At 73.6% G+C, this 14,645-nt stretch carries 13 protein-coding genes; 6 read left to right on the top strand and 7 right to left on the bottom strand.

What is annotated here, in order from left to right; translation table 11 throughout:
* Positions 1-4 precede the first annotated feature (4 nt).
* The 3 genes from ACWCO8_RS07830 to ACWCO8_RS07820 all read right to left on the bottom strand — a co-directional run bounded on the left by ACWCO8_RS07830 (position 5) and on the right by ACWCO8_RS07820 (position 2,053).
* Entirely contained in the window at positions 5-754 is a 750-nt protein-coding gene (locus tag ACWCO8_RS07830; RefSeq protein ID WP_362008678.1) for a glycosyltransferase, read from the bottom strand.
* Positions 754-1,167, bottom strand: coding sequence for a hypothetical protein (locus ACWCO8_RS07825; protein WP_451031473.1), 414 nt, complete (start codon positions 1,165-1,167; stop codon positions 754-756). The genes ACWCO8_RS07830 and ACWCO8_RS07825 overlap by 1 nt, the downstream gene beginning before the upstream one ends.
* Before the next feature lie 157 nt (positions 1,168-1,324).
* Positions 1,325-2,053, bottom strand: a complete 729-nt coding sequence (locus ACWCO8_RS07820; protein WP_451031472.1) for a glycosyltransferase — start codon at positions 2,051-2,053, stop codon at positions 1,325-1,327.
* Between the two features lie 166 nt (positions 2,054-2,219).
* Here ACWCO8_RS07820 and ACWCO8_RS07815 point away from each other — a divergent pair, with 166 nt between their 5' ends.
* From ACWCO8_RS07815 to ACWCO8_RS07795, 5 genes are all read left to right on the top strand, one after another.
* A complete protein-coding gene (locus ACWCO8_RS07815; protein ID WP_451031471.1) occupies positions 2,220-4,043 on the top strand; it encodes a glycoside hydrolase family 15 protein in 1,824 nt (607 codons plus the stop codon).
* A gap of 107 nt (positions 4,044-4,150) precedes the next feature.
* Entirely contained in the window at positions 4,151-5,194 is a 1,044-nt protein-coding gene (locus ACWCO8_RS07810; RefSeq protein WP_451031470.1) for a phosphatase PAP2 family protein, read from the top strand.
* Between the two features lie 45 nt (positions 5,195-5,239).
* Positions 5,240-7,459: an NADP-dependent isocitrate dehydrogenase gene (locus tag ACWCO8_RS07805; RefSeq protein ID WP_451031469.1), complete on the top strand. Its 2,220-nt coding sequence runs from the start codon at positions 5,240-5,242 to the stop codon at positions 7,457-7,459.
* Positions 7,460-7,556: 97 nt separating this feature from the next.
* Positions 7,557-7,847: a hypothetical protein gene (locus tag ACWCO8_RS07800; RefSeq protein ID WP_362008272.1), complete on the top strand. Its 291-nt coding sequence runs from the start codon at positions 7,557-7,559 to the stop codon at positions 7,845-7,847.
* Between the two features lie 108 nt (positions 7,848-7,955).
* A complete protein-coding gene (locus ACWCO8_RS07795) occupies positions 7,956-9,446 on the top strand; it encodes a sigma-70 family RNA polymerase sigma factor (protein ID WP_451031468.1) in 1,491 nt (496 codons plus the stop codon).
* A gap of 28 nt (positions 9,447-9,474) precedes the next feature.
* Here the strand turns inward: ACWCO8_RS07795 and ACWCO8_RS07790 are convergent, their stop codons facing one another.
* From ACWCO8_RS07790 to ACWCO8_RS07775, 4 genes are all read right to left on the bottom strand, one after another.
* The gene (locus ACWCO8_RS07790; protein WP_451031467.1) at positions 9,475-10,155 is read right to left on the bottom strand and encodes a CAP domain-containing protein; all 681 of its coding nucleotides are present in this window, start codon (positions 10,153-10,155) and stop codon (positions 9,475-9,477) included.
* A gap of 146 nt (positions 10,156-10,301) precedes the next feature.
* On the bottom strand, positions 10,302-11,183 hold the full coding sequence (locus ACWCO8_RS07785; protein ID WP_451031466.1) for a universal stress protein: 882 nt from the start codon (positions 11,181-11,183) through the stop codon (positions 10,302-10,304).
* Positions 11,184-11,302: 119 nt separating this feature from the next.
* Positions 11,303-12,604: an acyl-CoA dehydrogenase family protein gene (locus ACWCO8_RS07780; RefSeq protein ID WP_451031465.1), complete on the bottom strand. Its 1,302-nt coding sequence runs from the start codon at positions 12,602-12,604 to the stop codon at positions 11,303-11,305.
* Between the two features lie 118 nt (positions 12,605-12,722).
* Positions 12,723-13,181 (bottom strand): RrF2 family transcriptional regulator, encoded by a 459-nt coding sequence (locus ACWCO8_RS07775; protein WP_451031464.1) that lies wholly within the window; start codon positions 13,179-13,181, stop codon positions 12,723-12,725.
* Positions 13,182-13,750: 569 nt separating this feature from the next.
* Between ACWCO8_RS07775 and ACWCO8_RS07770 the strand changes: the two genes are divergently transcribed.
* On the top strand, positions 13,751-14,644 hold the full coding sequence (locus ACWCO8_RS07770) for a glutathione S-transferase C-terminal domain-containing protein (protein WP_451031463.1): 894 nt from the start codon (positions 13,751-13,753) through the stop codon (positions 14,642-14,644).
* Position 14,645 lies beyond the last annotated feature (1 nt).

Here is a 14,645-nt window from a genome sequence, read left to right as displayed (position 1 = left end):
GCGATCACCGGGCCAGCGAGATCCGCAGCAGATCGGCCATCGACCGCAGGCCGTCACGGCGGGCCGAGAACGTCGACCCCGGGACGTCGGACCAGGCCACCGGGACCTCGACGACATCGCGCCCGGCGCGCACGACACGGGCGAGCATCTCGACGTCGAAGGCGAACCCGTCGATGTGGCAGTCGCGCACCACCTCGCGGATCAGCGGCCCGGAGAAGAACTTGAACCCGCACTGGGTGTCGGCGATCCCCGGCAGGGTCAAATGGGCGAGCGTACGGAAGAGCAGGCCGCCGCCCCTGCGGAGCACCGACTGCTCGACCTCCAGATGGGCCCCGGGCGCGTGCCGGGAGGCGATGACGGCGCCGTGCCCCGCGCGCAGCAGCTCCATCACCCGGTCGAGGGTCTCGATGGGGGTCGCGTTGTCGGCGTCGGCGAAGCCGATGAAGCGGGCGGATGAGGTGATGATCCCGCGCCGGACGGCCGCGCCCTTGCCCTGCTCGCTGCAGCCGATCACGTGCAGTCCCACGGGCGGTTCGGCGAGACCGTCCAGGGCGTCCAGGGTTCCGTCGGCGCTGTTGTTGTCCACCACGACCACGGCGGACGACCACGGGCGGGCGGCGAGGAAGGCCGTCGTCGCCTTGATCGTCGAGGGAAGCCTGCGCTGCTCGTTGAAGGCCGGAATGATCAGTTCGAGGTCCACCGCCGGCCGGGTCAGCCAGCGGGGGAGCGGTGCGTGTGCGCGCACGGCGACCATCACGCCTCGCCTCCTTCGGGGGCGCGGCGCGCGGGGCGTCGCGGGGTCGTACGGCGGATCGGGGCGTGGGCGTACGCGTACGCGGGGGACGCGTCAGGCTGCCGCCCTGGACGGTCGGAGTGGCCGGTGGGACGGGAGCGGACCGAGGGGCTGGGGTGGCCGGAGTGGCCGGGATGGTCCGCTGGGTCGGAGCCTTGTGAGCCGCCGGAGCGTCGCTTGTGCGCGGCGCGGGCGCGGACGGTCCGCGAGCGCCGGCGCCGGGCCGCCGGCCTCGGCACGCGAGGCGCGGTGCGACAGTGCCGGACCACCGAGAACAGGCGGTCGGAGGCGCGCCGGGCGGGGTGGGCGGTGGGGCGATGCGAGGAGACGCGGGCCGGGCGGCGCCGGGCCTCGGCCGTGGGCCAGTCGGTCACCCGCCGCAGTGGATGCGGACCGGGTGCCGCCGGCGTTCGGCTGAGGCGCTGTGCGGTCACGGCGTACTACTTCCGGCCACCGACCCCGTCGGGGGTCTGGGTCTGATTCGCGTAGAAAATGCCTGACTTCAACCGTTAGCATCCGATACCTGATCCGTCAAGCAGGGTGCGCGCCCTCCGCGCGCTTCTCGCGCCGGGTTCGGGGGGCGAGCCGGAGCAGGGCGTTGTGCGGGCGTTCGTCGAGCAGTCCGCCCAGGATGCGCGCCCCGTCACGGACCGTGCGGGGGTGCGACGGGCCGTGGCGGCCGGGCCGTTCGAGGCTGGGCACCTCGGCGATGCGCAGCCCGTAGTGCAGGGCGTGGGTGACCAGTTCGGCGCCCAGCTCGACGCCGTCCTCCCGCAGGTCGAGGAGGTCGACGAAGCCCCGGCGGAAGGCGCAGAAGCCGTACCAGAGGTCGGTGAGTCGCTGACCGTACAACCGCCGGGCGACCCGGAGCAGCGCGCCGTGCCCGGCCCGGCGCAGCAGCGGGTAGTCGGCGCTGCCGCCGCCGGCGATGAAGCGCGAGCCCTTGACGAAGTCGTACCCGCTGTCGAGGTAGTGCAGGTAGTGCGGGATCTCCTGCGGCGACATGCTGCCGTCCGCGCCCATCAGCACGATGAGGTCTCCGGTGGCGGCGATCAGTCCCGCGTGCGGGATGTCGCCCGCCTCGCAGTCCCACGGCCCGAGCCCGCGCACGGTCACGGAGCCGCCGGCGTGTTCGCCGGTCGCGCGCTGACCGTCCGGCGCGTACCCGACGAGGATCACCTCGTGGACGTCGGCGGGGAGCTGCGCGAGCAGCCAGCCGGGGTCGCGGTCGCCGGGGCGCACCGGCACGACCAGACTCACGGAACGGTTGTCGGCCTCCGGCGAAAGGTCGGTCGACCGGCGCAGCGGATGTGGCCCGTTACCCATCGGTACGGCTTTCTCCAGAAGCTCTCCGGAATCCGAGAGCGACCGTTCTCAGCATCCGTCGGATAATGCCACGCCGTCAAGGCGGGATTACAATCCCCACATGGCAGGGCGAATTGAGGACTACGCCCTCATCGGTGATCTGGAGACGGCCGCGCTGATCGGGATGGACGGTGCTGTCGACTGGTGGTGTGCCCCCCGATTCGACTCACCCGCCTGTTTCGCCGCGATTCTCGGCGACGAATCCCACGGGCAGTGGAGTCTGGCACCGGTCGGCAATCGCCCCTGTAACCGCCGGAGTTACCGGGGCGATTCCCTCGTCCTCGAATCGGTCTGGGAAACGGTCTCCGGTGCCGTACGCATCACGGACTTCATGCCGCCGCGCGAGCACACCCCGCGGATCGTCCGGCTGGTCGAGGGGATCGCCGGACAGGTCGATCTGCACGGGGAGTTGAGGCTGCGCTTCAACCACGGCAGCGTCGTCCCCTGGTCGTACCCGATCGACGGGCGCACCGTCGCGACGGTCGCGGGGCCGGACGCGGCGTACCTCGTCTCCGGACCCGGCGCCGAGGTCACCGTCACCAACTCGTGCACCACGGTGGACGTCTCGGTGACGGCCGGTCAGAAAGTCTCCTTCGTCCTCGGCTGGCGGCCCTCGCATTCCGCGCCCCCGCCCCCGCCCGACGTGCCCGCCGAATTGGACCGTACGCTCGCCTTCTGGGACGAATGGGCCGGCCAGCTCCGTTATGACGGTCCGTATCGCGAAGCCGTCATGCGCTCGCTCCTCACCCTGAAAGCCCTCACCTACGAACCGACCGGCGGAGTCGTCGCCGCGGCCACCGCCTCGCTCCCCGAATCCATCGGGGGCGAGCGCAATTGGGACTACCGCTTCTGCTGGCTGCGCGATTCCACGTTCACCCTCTCCTGTCTGCTGCGCAGCGGATATCACCGCGAGGCGCTCGCCTGGAAGGACTGGCTCGTCCGCACCGTCGCCGGGGACCCCGCGGACCTGCAGCCGGTCTACGGAGTCGCCGGGCAGCGCAACATCCCCGAGGTACTGGCCGACTGGCTGCCCGGCTACGAGGGCTCCCGGCCGGTCCGGTTCGGCAACGCGGCCGTCGACCAGTTCCAACTGGACATCTACGGCGAGGTGCTGAGCACGATCTACTCGGCCGTCCGGGCGGGCGTCGCCATCGACCCGCACGTCTGGAGCCTGATGGCCGCGCTCCTGGAGTACGTCGAGAAACGGCGGCAGGACCCCGACGAGGGGATCTGGGAGGTACGCGGCCCGCGCCGCCACTTCGTCCACTCCAAGGTCATGGCCTGGGTCGCCGCCGACCGCGCCCTGCGGCTCGCGCGCATCGCGGGCCAGCGCACCTCCGTCCGGCGCTGGCAGGCCCTGCGCCGCGACCTGAAGGACGAGGTGTGCGCGCTCGGCTGGAGCGACGAACAGCGGTCGTTCGTCCAGTACTACGGAGCCCGCCGCATCGACGCGACGGCGCTGCTGATCCCCCGCCTCGGCTTCCTCCCGGCGACCGACCCCCGGGTCCTGAGCACCGTCGACGCGATGGCCCGGCTCGACGACCACGGCTTCCTGCGGCGGTACGCGGACGTGGGCAACGGCGAGGTGCACGAGGTCGACGGCCTCGACGGCGCCGAAGGGGCCTTCCTGGCCTGCACGTTCTGGTACGCCGACGCCCTGGCGATGACCGGGCGCCCGGCCGAGGCCCGCACCGCCTTCGAGCGGGTCCTCGACGTCCGCAACGACGTCGGCCTGCTCTCCGAGGAGTGGGACCCGCACGCCCGCCGCCAGCTCGGCAACACACCCCAGGCGCTCAGCCACGTCGCCCTGGTCAACACGGCCTTCACCCTCTTCGGAACACGTCGGCAGAACCGTTCACCCGCCGGTCGCGGCGCCGTGGCATGACCCCACGGACCGCGCGGCGCCCCCGAGGACCCTCGTCCTGATCGCTCGGCGATTCGTTCGGGTGCGTCCAGCGGGCGGCCCGGGGCTCGGCGGGTTCGAATCGGAGCATGGCTCCCTACGACAGGCTCCGCCCCGACGGCAGTGCGCGGCCCCTGGAGACCGGCACCTGGTGGTACGCCGCCGTCGCCGGTGAAGCGGCCCACTCCTTCAGCGGCCGGGTCCGCAAGCGGATGCGGCGTGCCTGCCTCGGCTCGGTCCTGCTCATGGCGGTCGTCTACGCCGGGCTCGTCCTGACCGCGACCGGGCAGCGCTGGGAGAACGCCGTCCTCACCGGCCGGCTCACCGACGAGACGCTGGCCGCCGCCCACGAGGCGAACCGGACGCTCCAGCACATCACCGTCTCCTCCCTCGTCGTCGCCCTGCTCGTCCTGGCCGCGATCGGCACGCTCCGCGGGCGGTACGCGCTGACGGCCGCCGCGGTCGGCACCGTCACCGCCTCCCTGGTCCTCGCCGAGGTGCTCAAGCGCCTCCTCCTGGTCCGGCCCGACCTGGTCGAGGCGCCCCCGTACCTGACGCAGAACAGCTTCCCGAGCGGGCACACCACGATCGCGACGAGCGTGATGTTCGGGCTCGTCCTGGTCGTCCCGTACCGGATGCGCGGCCTCGCCGTCGGCCTGTGCGCCCTGTGGGCGATCGCCGTGGGCGCGTTCACCGTGGCGGCCGGCTGGCACCGCCCCAGCGACGTGCTCGGCGCCGACCTCCTCGTCCTCGCCGTCGCCTGCGGCCTCCTCGCGGTTCTCGCCCGCCGCGGCAAGGTCGCCCCCGCCCGCACCCGCCGCTTCCCGCTCCGCGCCCTCTTCGTGATCGGGCCCCTGGCTCTCGTGGCCGTCGGCGGCCTCGGCCTCGGCACCGTCCTCCTGGTCGACTCCATGTTCGTCCTCGACTCGGCCGACCCGGACCTCCCCCGCCTCGCCTACCTGGGCGGACACGCCCTCGCCGCCGGGGCCGGCGCGGCCGCCGCGCTGCTGCTCCTCGGCCTGCTCCGTCACGTCGACCTGGACGCCTGCCCCGTCCCGTACCGCCTCACGGGCACCCTCGCCACGGAGGAGGCAGGGCCCTTTCCCACCGAGGCCGATCACGAGATATCTTGATGTCGAGCAATCTCGCAGACGCAGACGTGGAGCGGAGCACACCCGGTGACTGACTCGACCATCATCTACACCCACACTGACGAGGCGCCCGCCCTGGCGACGTACTCGTTCCTGCCCGTGATCCAGGCCTACGCCTCGACGGCCGGAGTCAATGTCGAGACCCGTGACATCTCCCTGGCCGGGCGCATCATCGCCGGTTTCCCCGAGCGTCTCGACGAGGGCCAGCGCATCGAGGACGCCCTCGCGGAGCTCGGCGCGCTCGCCAAGACGCCCGAGGCGAACATCATCAAGCTGCCGAACATCTCGGCGTCCATCCCGCAGCTGAAGGCCGCGATCGCCGAGCTCCAGGCGCAGGGCTACGCCCTCCCGGACTACCCGGACGACCCGCAGACCGACGAGGACAAGGACGTCCGCGCCCGTTACGACAAGGTCAAGGGCAGCGCCGTCAACCCGGTCCTGCGCGAGGGCAACTCCGACCGCCGCGCCCCCGGCTCGGTCAAGAACTACGCCAAGACGCACCCGCACCGCATGGGCGCCTGGTCGGCCGACTCCAAGACCAACGTCGCCACCATGGGCCAGAACGACTTCCGCTCCACCGAGAAGTCCGCGACCGTCTCCGAGGCCGGCACGCTCCGCATCGAGCACGTCGCCGCCGACGGCGCCACCACCGTCCTGCGCGAGTCCGTCCCGGTCCTCGCCGGTGAGGTCGTCGACGCCTCCGTCATGCACGTCGCCGCCCTGCGCACCTTCCTCGGCGAGCAGATCGTCCGCGCCAAGGCCGAGGACGTGCTCTTCTCCGTGCACCTCAAGGCCACGATGATGAAGGTCTCCGACCCGATCGTCTTCGGCCACGTCGTACGCGCCTTCTTCCCGAAGACCTTCGCCGCGCACGGCCCGGCGCTCGCCGCCGCGGGCCTCTCCCCGAACGACGGCCTCGGCGGGATCCTCAACGGCCTGGCCGCCCTGCCGAACGGCGCCGAGATCAAGGCGTCCTTCGACGCCGAGATCGCCGAGGGCCCGGCCCTCGCCATGGTCGACTCCGACAAGGGCATCACCAACCTGCACGTGCCGTCCGACGTCATCGTCGACGCCTCGATGCCGGCCATGATCCGCACCTCCGGCCACATGTGGGGCCCGGACGGCCAGGAGGCCGACACCCTCGCCGTCCTCCCGGACAGCAGCTACGCCGGTGTCTACCAGGCCGTCATCGAGGACTGCCGCGCCCACGGCGCCTTCGACCCGTCGACCATGGGCTCCGTCCCGAACGTCGGCCTGATGGCGCAGAAGGCCGAGGAGTACGGCTCCCACGACAAGACCTTCGAGATCGCCGCGGCCGGCACCGTCCGCCTCGTCGACGCCGCGGGCAACGTGGTCCTGGAGCAGGAGGTCGCCGAGGGCGACATCTTCCGCGCCTGCCAGACCAAGGACCTCCCGATCCAGGACTGGGTCAAGCTCGCCGTCACCCGCGCCCGCGCCACCGGCGCCCCGGCCGTCTTCTGGCTGGACGAGTCCCGCGCCCACGACGCCCAGCTGATCGCCAAGGTCAACGCGTACCTGCCGGAGCACGACACCGAGGGCCTGGACATCAAGATCCTGTCCCCGGTCGACGCGACCACGTTCTCCCTGGAGCGCATCCGCCGCGGCGAGGACACCATCTCCGTCACCGGCAACGTCCTGCGTGACTACCTGACCGACCTCTTCCCGATCCTGGAGCTGGGCACCAGCGCCAAGATGCTGTCGGTCGTCCCGCTGATGGCGGGCGGCGGCCTCTTCGAGACCGGCGCCGGCGGCTCCGCCCCGAAGCACGTCCAGCAGCTCGTCAAGGAGAACTACCTCCGCTGGGACTCCCTCGGCGAGTTCTTCGCCCTGGCCGCCAGCTTCGAGCACCTCGCCACCACCACGGGCAACGCCCGCGCCCAGGTCCTCGCCGACACCCTCGACCGCGCCACCGGCACCTTCCTCAACGAGGACAAGTCGCCGACCCGTCGCGTCGGTGGTATCGACAACCGCGGCAGCCACTTCTACCTGGCCCTGTACTGGGCCCAGGAGCTGGCCAAGCAGACCGACGACGCGCAGCTCGCCGAGGCCTTCGCCGGCCTGGCCAAGACCCTGACCGAGCAGGAGACCACCATCGTCTCCGAGCTCAACGCGGTCCAGGGATCCCCGGCCGAGATCGGCGGCTACTACCAGCCCGACCCGGCCAAGGCCGCCGCCGTGATGCGCCCGTCCGCCACCTTCAACGAGGCCATCGCGTCCCTCGCCTGATCCCGGCGCGACAGCTCGAACCGCCCCGGCCGGGATTCCTCCGGCCGGGGCGGTCCCGTCGGTGGCGGATGTGCCATTCGGGTGTGAACCTGGATGGATGAGCTGGGCATCATGGACGACCCCCGGCGTCTACACCGGGCGCGGTGGGGTGCTCACCGACGAGGTCGGTACGGTCACCGGCGACATGACCGTGCACACCACCTATGCAGATGGCGAAGCACGCGTAGCCGTGCAGTACACCGGCGCCTCCGACTGGTTCACCATGGCGGGTAGTCCGGTGCCGTGCTCCTCCGAGGCGGAGAGCCGCGAACTCCACGCGGCCGCCGTCGAAGCGGTACGGGAAGGACACGCGGCCACCGTTCCGTACCTGCCCCACCCACCCGCGTAGGGCACCCGCCAAGGGCTTGCCCATCATGTAAGTGTTATCCCACCCGCTCCCACGGGTCTCCTCAGGACGGGGACGGCACAGACCCAGGACGACGAGGGAGCAGGGCACATGCACAGCGACGAGCGCGGCACCGCCGCACTGGTGGGCGCGGCCGTGTCGGGAGACCCGTACGCCGGTGAGCGGCTCGTCCGCGCGTACCTTCCGCTGGTCTACAACATCGTCGGCCGCGCCCTCGACGGGCACGCGGACGTCGACGACGTCGTCCAGGAGACGATGGTCCGCGCCCTCGACGGCCTGCCCGGACTGCGCGACCCCGAGCGCTTCCGGTCCTGGCTCGTCGCCATCGCCACCAACCAGATACGCCGGCGCTGGCGCGAACGGCAGAACGGCCCCGTCCCCGGCCTCGACCGGGCGGCCGAGCTGGCCGACCCGGACGGCGACTTCGTCGACCTGACCATCCTCCGGCTCGGCCTCACCGGCCAGCGGCGCGAGGTCGCCGAGGCCACCCGCTGGCTCGACGACACCGACCGCGAAGTCCTCGCCCTGTGGTGGCTGGAGGCCGGCGGCGAACTCGACCGCGGCGAACTGGCCGAGGCGCTCGCCGTCACCCCCGCGCACGCGGCCGTCCGCGTCCAGCGGATGAAGGAGCGCCTGGAGACCGGCCGGACCGTCGTCCGCGCGCTGGGCGCCCGGCCGCGCTGCGAGGAGCTGGCCCGGCTGACCGCCGACTGGGACGGCGTCCCCTCCCCGCTCTGGCGCAAGCGTGTCGCCCGCCACGTGACGCCCTGCCGCCGCTGCCTCCCGCCCCGCACCGTCCTCGCCCCGGCCGAGGCGCTCCTGGTGGGCCTCGGCCTGGTCCCCCCGCTCCTGCTGTGGGGCGCGGCGGGCCCGGAGACCCAGGCGGCCGCCCTGGCGGCGGACGCCTCCGACGCCGTCCCGCACGGGGGCGCGGAGATCGAGCCTGTCGGGATCACCGGCGGCGGGTCGATCGGGCGGGCCTGGATAGCCGGGGCGGTGGCCGTCGGCGTACTCGGCGGGCTCATCCTGCTCGTACCGTCCGAGCCCGAGGAGCGGGCGCCCGCGCCCGTCGCGCCCGTGGCGGCGCCCCCGGCGGAGCCGACCACGCCCTCGCCGAGTCCCACCACCCCCACGCCCACCCCGACGCCGACCCCCTCCCCGAAGCCGAAGCCGACGCCCACGCCGACGCGGACGGTCACCGCCGAGGAGCGGCTGACCCGGCTGGTCAACCAGCGGCGGGCACAGGAGGGTTGCGCGCCCCTGCGGACCGACCCGCGGCTCAACGACGCGGCCCGCGCCTACGCACGGGACATGGTCCGGCGCGGCTACTACGCGCACAACAGCCCGGAGGGCAAGTTCGCCGACGCGCGGATCTCGGCCGCCGGATACGAGTGGTCCGCGTGGGCCGAGAACCTGGCGCGCGGCAGCGCCGACCCCTCCGCCGTCTTCGACGACTGGATGGACGGCTCGATGCACGAGCGCAACATGCTGGACTGCGACTACCGCGACACCGGCGTCGCCGCCGTGGACGGACCCGACGGCACGGTGTGGGTGCAGAAGCTGGCCACGCCCGCGCCCTGAACCCGCGCCGCCGGACCGGGCGGCCGGATCAGCGCCGGGTGCCGAAGTTCTGCACCCACCACGGCCCGTCGGCCGCCAGGGTCACCCCCACGCCGATGTCCTTGAACGCGCAGTTGAGGATGTGGCGGCGGTGCCCGTCGCTGCTCATCCAGTCCTCCATCGCCCGCACGGGGGTCTTCGGGCCGCGGTGGATGTTCTCCGCCCAGCTCGACCACGTGTATCCGGCCGCGGTGATCCGGTCGCCCGCGTCCCTGCCCTCGGGTGTCGTGTGCTCGTAGTAGTCGCGGTCCGCCATGTCGTCCGCGTGCGCCTGGGCGGACTCGGCCAGCCGCCGCTCGGAGCGCAGCGGCGCACAACCGGCCTTCTCCCGCTCGGCGTTGGCGAGCGCGACGACCTCGTCGACGTACCGCGCGACCTTTCCGCCGCCCGAGTACGTCGTCCCCGGGGCCGCCGCTACGGATCTCTCGCCGAGCGGCGCCAGGTTCGTGCGGACGACGTCCTCCGAACGGGTGGCGGGCGGGGTGCCGCGGGACGCCACGTACGCCCCGGCGGCGACCGTCAGGACGACCGCCGCCGTGCCCGCGAGCGTCACCGCCGTACGGAAGGACAGCCCCCCGCGGGCACGCCGTCCCGCACCCCCGCCTCTGCGGTGCCGGCCCCCGTCGCTCGTCGGCTGTTCGTCGGGGCTGGTCTCGTCGTGGTGCTCCATGGGCTCCGCTCTCTTCTCCGGGGCCGCCGGTCCGTCCGGCGCGGGAGAGCCGCCGGGGCGGCGGTCATCACACTTTCCGGCGCCGGTCCCGTCGACACATCTCGTCAACCCGGCCCGTCAACACGCCGCCCCGTGGAGCCACCGCATCACTCGTGGGGGACGACCGCCACCGGACAGGGCGCCAGGTGCAGCGCGGCATGCGCGACCGAACCGATCCGGGACCCGAGCGCCCCGCGCTTGGCCCTGCGCCCCACGACCAGGAGCCGCGCCGCGCCCGAGGAGGAGAGCAGCACCTGGCCCGCGCTCCCGATCTCCACCTGCTCCGTCACCGGCACCTCGGGGTACCGCTCCCGCCACGGCGCCAGGGCCTCGTGGAGCGACTTCTCCTCGAACGGGACGAGCCCACCGGCCTCGTCGGCCAGCGCCATCGAGCCGGGGCTGTAGGCGTACAGGGACGGCAGGTTCCACGCCCGTACCGCTCGGAGGGACGCCCCGCGCGCCTTCGCCGCGGCGAAGGCGAAGCCGAGGGCCGCGGCGCTGTCCTCGGGACCGCCCTGCTGCCCGACGACGATCTCGCCGCCCTCGTCCTCCGCCTCGGCGTCCTCCGCGTCGTCGCGCGTCCTGACCGCCACCACGGGCCGGGTGGCGGCCGCGATGATCTGCTGTCCGTGGGAGCCGAGCAGGAAGCCCACCACCGCCCCGTGCCCGCGCGAGCCGATGACGAGCATCTCGGCCCGCTCCTCGGTGCCCAGCAGCGCCGCGACCGGGGTGTCGGCAAGGACCGCGGCGGTGAGGGCGAGGCCCGGGTACCGCCCGCCGATCGTCGACTCGGCCGCCCGCACCACCTCCTCCGCCATCCGGTCCTGGCGCGCGCGGTCCTGGGCGAGCGGGATGCTGAGCGGCTCCGTCCGCCACGCGTACACGAGCCGCAGCGCGAGACCGCGGCGCCCCGCCTCCCGGGCGGCCCAGTCGGCCGCGGCGAGACTCTCGGGCGAACCGTCCACTCCGGCGACGATCTCGCGACTCATCAGGCTGCCTCCCTCTGTTCGGCGGCGGGCACGGTCTCGGCCCCCCTCTGCCTCCCAGCTTGGGCCCAACGGCCGCCCGAGGAGAGGGCCGGAGGTCCCGACATGCCGGAAGGGGCACCTCAGGCGAGCAGTCGGAGCCCCGGTCTGGTCCCGTGGAGGTAGTGGTCGCCGATGTCGCGCAGGCGGTGCGTCGAGGAGGACTGGGCGGTCAGCGTACGGGCGTTGCGCCAGAACCGGTCGAAACCGGGGCCGCCGCCCGGGGCGTCGGCGGGCGCCGTGGTGTCGACGAGTTCGAGGATGCGGCTGGTGATCCGTACCGCCGCCCGGCTCGTCACCGCCTCGGCCGCCGCGACGAGGACGGCGATGTCGGCCCGGTCCTCGACGCCGAGGGCCCGCCCGGCGCCAAGGCCGTGCGCCAGGGCGTCCGTCGCGCGCTCGACGACCGCCGACGCGGCGTGGGCGGCGGTGGCCAACTCGCCGTAGGCCAGCAGGAGGTACGGGTCCTCCTGGCCGAGCGGCTGGTCGGGCGCCCCGAGCCGCGCGGCGGCCGCCACCGGGGCGGCCCGGGTCGCGCGGCTCACGTCCCGGGCCTCGGCCAGCGCGCCCTCGGCGATGCCGAGCCCGACGTGGACCAGCAGGAGCCGCAGGGCGAGCGGGGCCAGCGTCGTGAACGGGGCGACGGCGTGCTCGTCGCGGGGGAGCGAGCCGAGGATGTGCCGGGCGTCCACCCGGACCTGGTCGAACGTCACCGTCCCCGCGCCCGCGAGCCGCTGGCCGACCCGCTCGGCCCCGGCCTCGACGAACACGGCCGGATCCGCCGGATCCACGAGCACGACCAGGATGTTCCCGGTCTCCGTACAGCGCGCCCCGACGACCAGACGGTCGGCGACGGTCACCCCGGAGGGGAAGGTGCGGCGCCCGTCGAGGACATGGCCGCCTCGGGTCGGGGTGAGGGAGAGCTCGCGCTCGCCGCTCGTGTCCGACGGCTCCAGGCCGCCGCCGAGCAGCCGGCCCTCCCGGGCCGTGCCGTCCTCGAACGCGGCGTGCGGGGACGTCGCTCCGGGGGCCGGCGGCTCGCCGCCGCCGAGGAAGCGGGCGCTCCAGGCCAGGACGTGGTGGTGGGCGAGGAGTTCGCCGATCGAGCTGTCGGCGGCGGAGATCTCCCGGATCACGGCGCACGCGGCCCGCCAGTCGGCGCCCCGCCCGCTCGCGCCCGGCGGGGTGAGCAGGGCGGGCAGTCCGGCCTCCCGCAGGCGGGCGACCTCGTCGAACGGGGGCTTCCCGGCGCGGTCCCGCACCGGGGCGTCGAAGGCGAGGTCGTCGGCGAGCTCGCGGGTGACGCGGGGCCAGATCTCGTCGTCACCACGGCGGTCGGCCGGCCGGGAGGTGGGGCGCAGCGCTGACTTCTTCGGCGTTCTCACGTCACCTCATAGATTCCCGAGTTTTCCCACTGGAATGGTAGGGATAATCGCAGAGGAAAGGTGCGGGCCCCAAGAGGCGTTCACATCATGGACAGTTCAATTCCAGGAACCGAGACGCTCAGGGATTGGTCCAGGCGTCAGGGGACTCCGCGAGCCCGGAGATCTCGGCCGGCAGCTTCCCCGCCGCCACGTCCGCGAGGGAGACCCCGTCGAGCACGTTCCGCACGTTCGCCCGCAGCGCGATCCAGAGCGTCAGCAGCGACTCGGCCGGACCCGTGTACGAGAGCTCCGGAGGCCGGACCCCGCGCACCGACACGAGCGGCCCGTCCACACACCGGATGACGTCCGCGACCGAGATCGATTCCGCGGGCCTGGCCAGCCAGTAGCCGCCGTTCCCGCCCCGCTGGCTCTGCACCAGACCGCCCCGGCGCATGTCACCGAGGATCCCCTCCAGGAACTTGTGCGAGATGTCCTGGCCCTCGGCGATCGCCTCGGCCTTCACCGGCCCCGCGTCCTGGGCGGCGGCCAGCTGGAGCGCGGCTCGCACCGCGTAGTCGGCCCTGGCTGAGATGCGCATGCCCGCATTATTCCGCACCCCGGTGACCGGATTCGTACCCCACGGCGGAGCGGCGGGCGGCTGCGTGTCCGAGGGCTGTCCGCGCTCTTGACGCGGACCGTGGCCGCGCCGACACTCGGGAACGGGAATCCGAGTGAACAGGTAGGGAAGCGATGGCGCGCAGGAGAGCACGGGAGACGGCCTTCGCCGGCCGGACAGTGCGCTCGCCGCTCCTGACCTCCCGCCGTCACATCGACCTGCTGCGTGTGTGCAGCGCGGCGAGTCGACACGGCCGCCGGGGCGCCTAGAGCCTTCGGCTGGGGTCACGCCGGGCTCGCGAGCCCTGGTACCGCGCTTCCCCGTAGCCCTTCGGGCACGGGCCCGCGTCGCCCCCGCCGTCCGCCCTGCGGTCCGTCCCGTGGGCCCTGCGGGCCCAGGAGACCGGCTCCGCCCGCTGAGCCGCCCGCGGGAGTCCGCCCCCTGACCACGGCTTACCAGCTCTCCTCCTTCCCGTACCTCTGCTGCCTCCGTGCGCCCGCCGACGCCGTCGTGCGCCCGTGACCCAGCACCGAGCACCCCCAGGGAGAAGCATGTCCGTCACCCCGCACCTCGGCCGCCCGTACGCCGTTCCGTCGCCCGCCGCGCCGGCCTCGGCCGCGCCCGCCTTCCGGGGCCGCATCGGCCCGGACGTCCGCAGCGGCCACTACGCCGTGCCGCACCGCTACCGGCTCCATCTGTCCCTCGCCTGTCCCGGCTGTCTGCGCATCGCCGTCACCCACGGCCTCCTCGGGCTCCAGGAGACCGTCCCGCTCTCGCTCCTCCCCGCCACCCCCGACACGCCCGGCGGCGGGTACGCGGCCCTGCTGCCGCTGTACGAGGCCAGTGCCCACCAGTACGCGGGACCGGCCGCCGCGCCCGTGCTCAGCGACGGCTGGACCGGCCGGATCGTCAGCACCCACGTGCCCGACATCCTGCGCGACCTCGCCGTGCGGTTCCGTGCCCCCGGCCACCCCGACCTGCTGCCCGAGGGGCGCGAGGCCGAGATCGAGGCGATCGGCGAACTCTGCGAGCGCGGCATCAACCGAGCCGCACAGCGCGCGGGCGAGCTCGGACTCGACGACGAGGCCGCCCACCAGGACCCGCTCGCCGAGCTGTTCGCCGCCCTCGGCGGCCTCGAACGCAGGCTGCGGCGGCAGGAGTACGTCCTCGGCGACACCCTCACCGCCGCCGACGTCCACGTCTGGGTGACCCTCGTCCAACTCGACACCGTCCACCGCCGTCACCTGGACGCCGGCGCCCTGGAGCGGATCGCCGGACACCCGGCGCTCTGGTCCTACGCCCAACGCCTCGCCGCGCAGCCGGCGTTCGGCCGCCACCTCGACCTCGACGGCATCGCGGCCCGCCACCGCGCCCACTGCGGGGGCCGGGAGGCGGCGGGCGCCGCGATGGGCGTCGTCGACTGGGAGGCGTACCGGGCCGACTGAC

The sequence above is a fragment of the Streptomyces sp. NPDC001927 genome, assembly GCF_053594455.1.
Note: the sequence above shows the minus strand (reverse complement) of the source record. Positions and strands in the feature narration are given on the sequence as shown.

Bases quoted from the DNA above. Each gene is read 5' to 3' on its own strand.
- ACWCO8_RS07785 (WP_451031466.1), bottom strand. From the start codon at position 11,183: ATGAGTCGCGAGATCGTCGCCGGAGTGGACGGTTCGCCCGAGAGTCTC.
- ACWCO8_RS07815 (WP_451031471.1), top strand. From the start codon at position 2,220: ATGGCAGGGCGAATTGAGGACTACGCCCTCATCGGTGATCTGGAGACG.
- ACWCO8_RS07830 (WP_362008678.1), bottom strand. From the start codon at position 754: ATGGTCGCCGTGCGCGCACACGCACCGCTCCCCCGCTGGCTGACCCGG.
- ACWCO8_RS07810 (WP_451031470.1), top strand. From the start codon at position 4,151: ATGGCTCCCTACGACAGGCTCCGCCCCGACGGCAGTGCGCGGCCCCTG.
- ACWCO8_RS07795 (WP_451031468.1), top strand. From the start codon at position 7,956: ATGCACAGCGACGAGCGCGGCACCGCCGCACTGGTGGGCGCGGCCGTG.
- ACWCO8_RS07770 (WP_451031463.1), top strand. From the start codon at position 13,751: ATGTCCGTCACCCCGCACCTCGGCCGCCCGTACGCCGTTCCGTCGCCC.
- ACWCO8_RS07800 (WP_362008272.1), top strand. From the start codon at position 7,557: ATGAGCTGGGCATCATGGACGACCCCCGGCGTCTACACCGGGCGCGGT.
- ACWCO8_RS07790 (WP_451031467.1), bottom strand. From the start codon at position 10,155: ATGGAGCACCACGACGAGACCAGCCCCGACGAACAGCCGACGAGCGAC.
- ACWCO8_RS07775 (WP_451031464.1), bottom strand. From the start codon at position 13,181: ATGCGCATCTCAGCCAGGGCCGACTACGCGGTGCGAGCCGCGCTCCAG.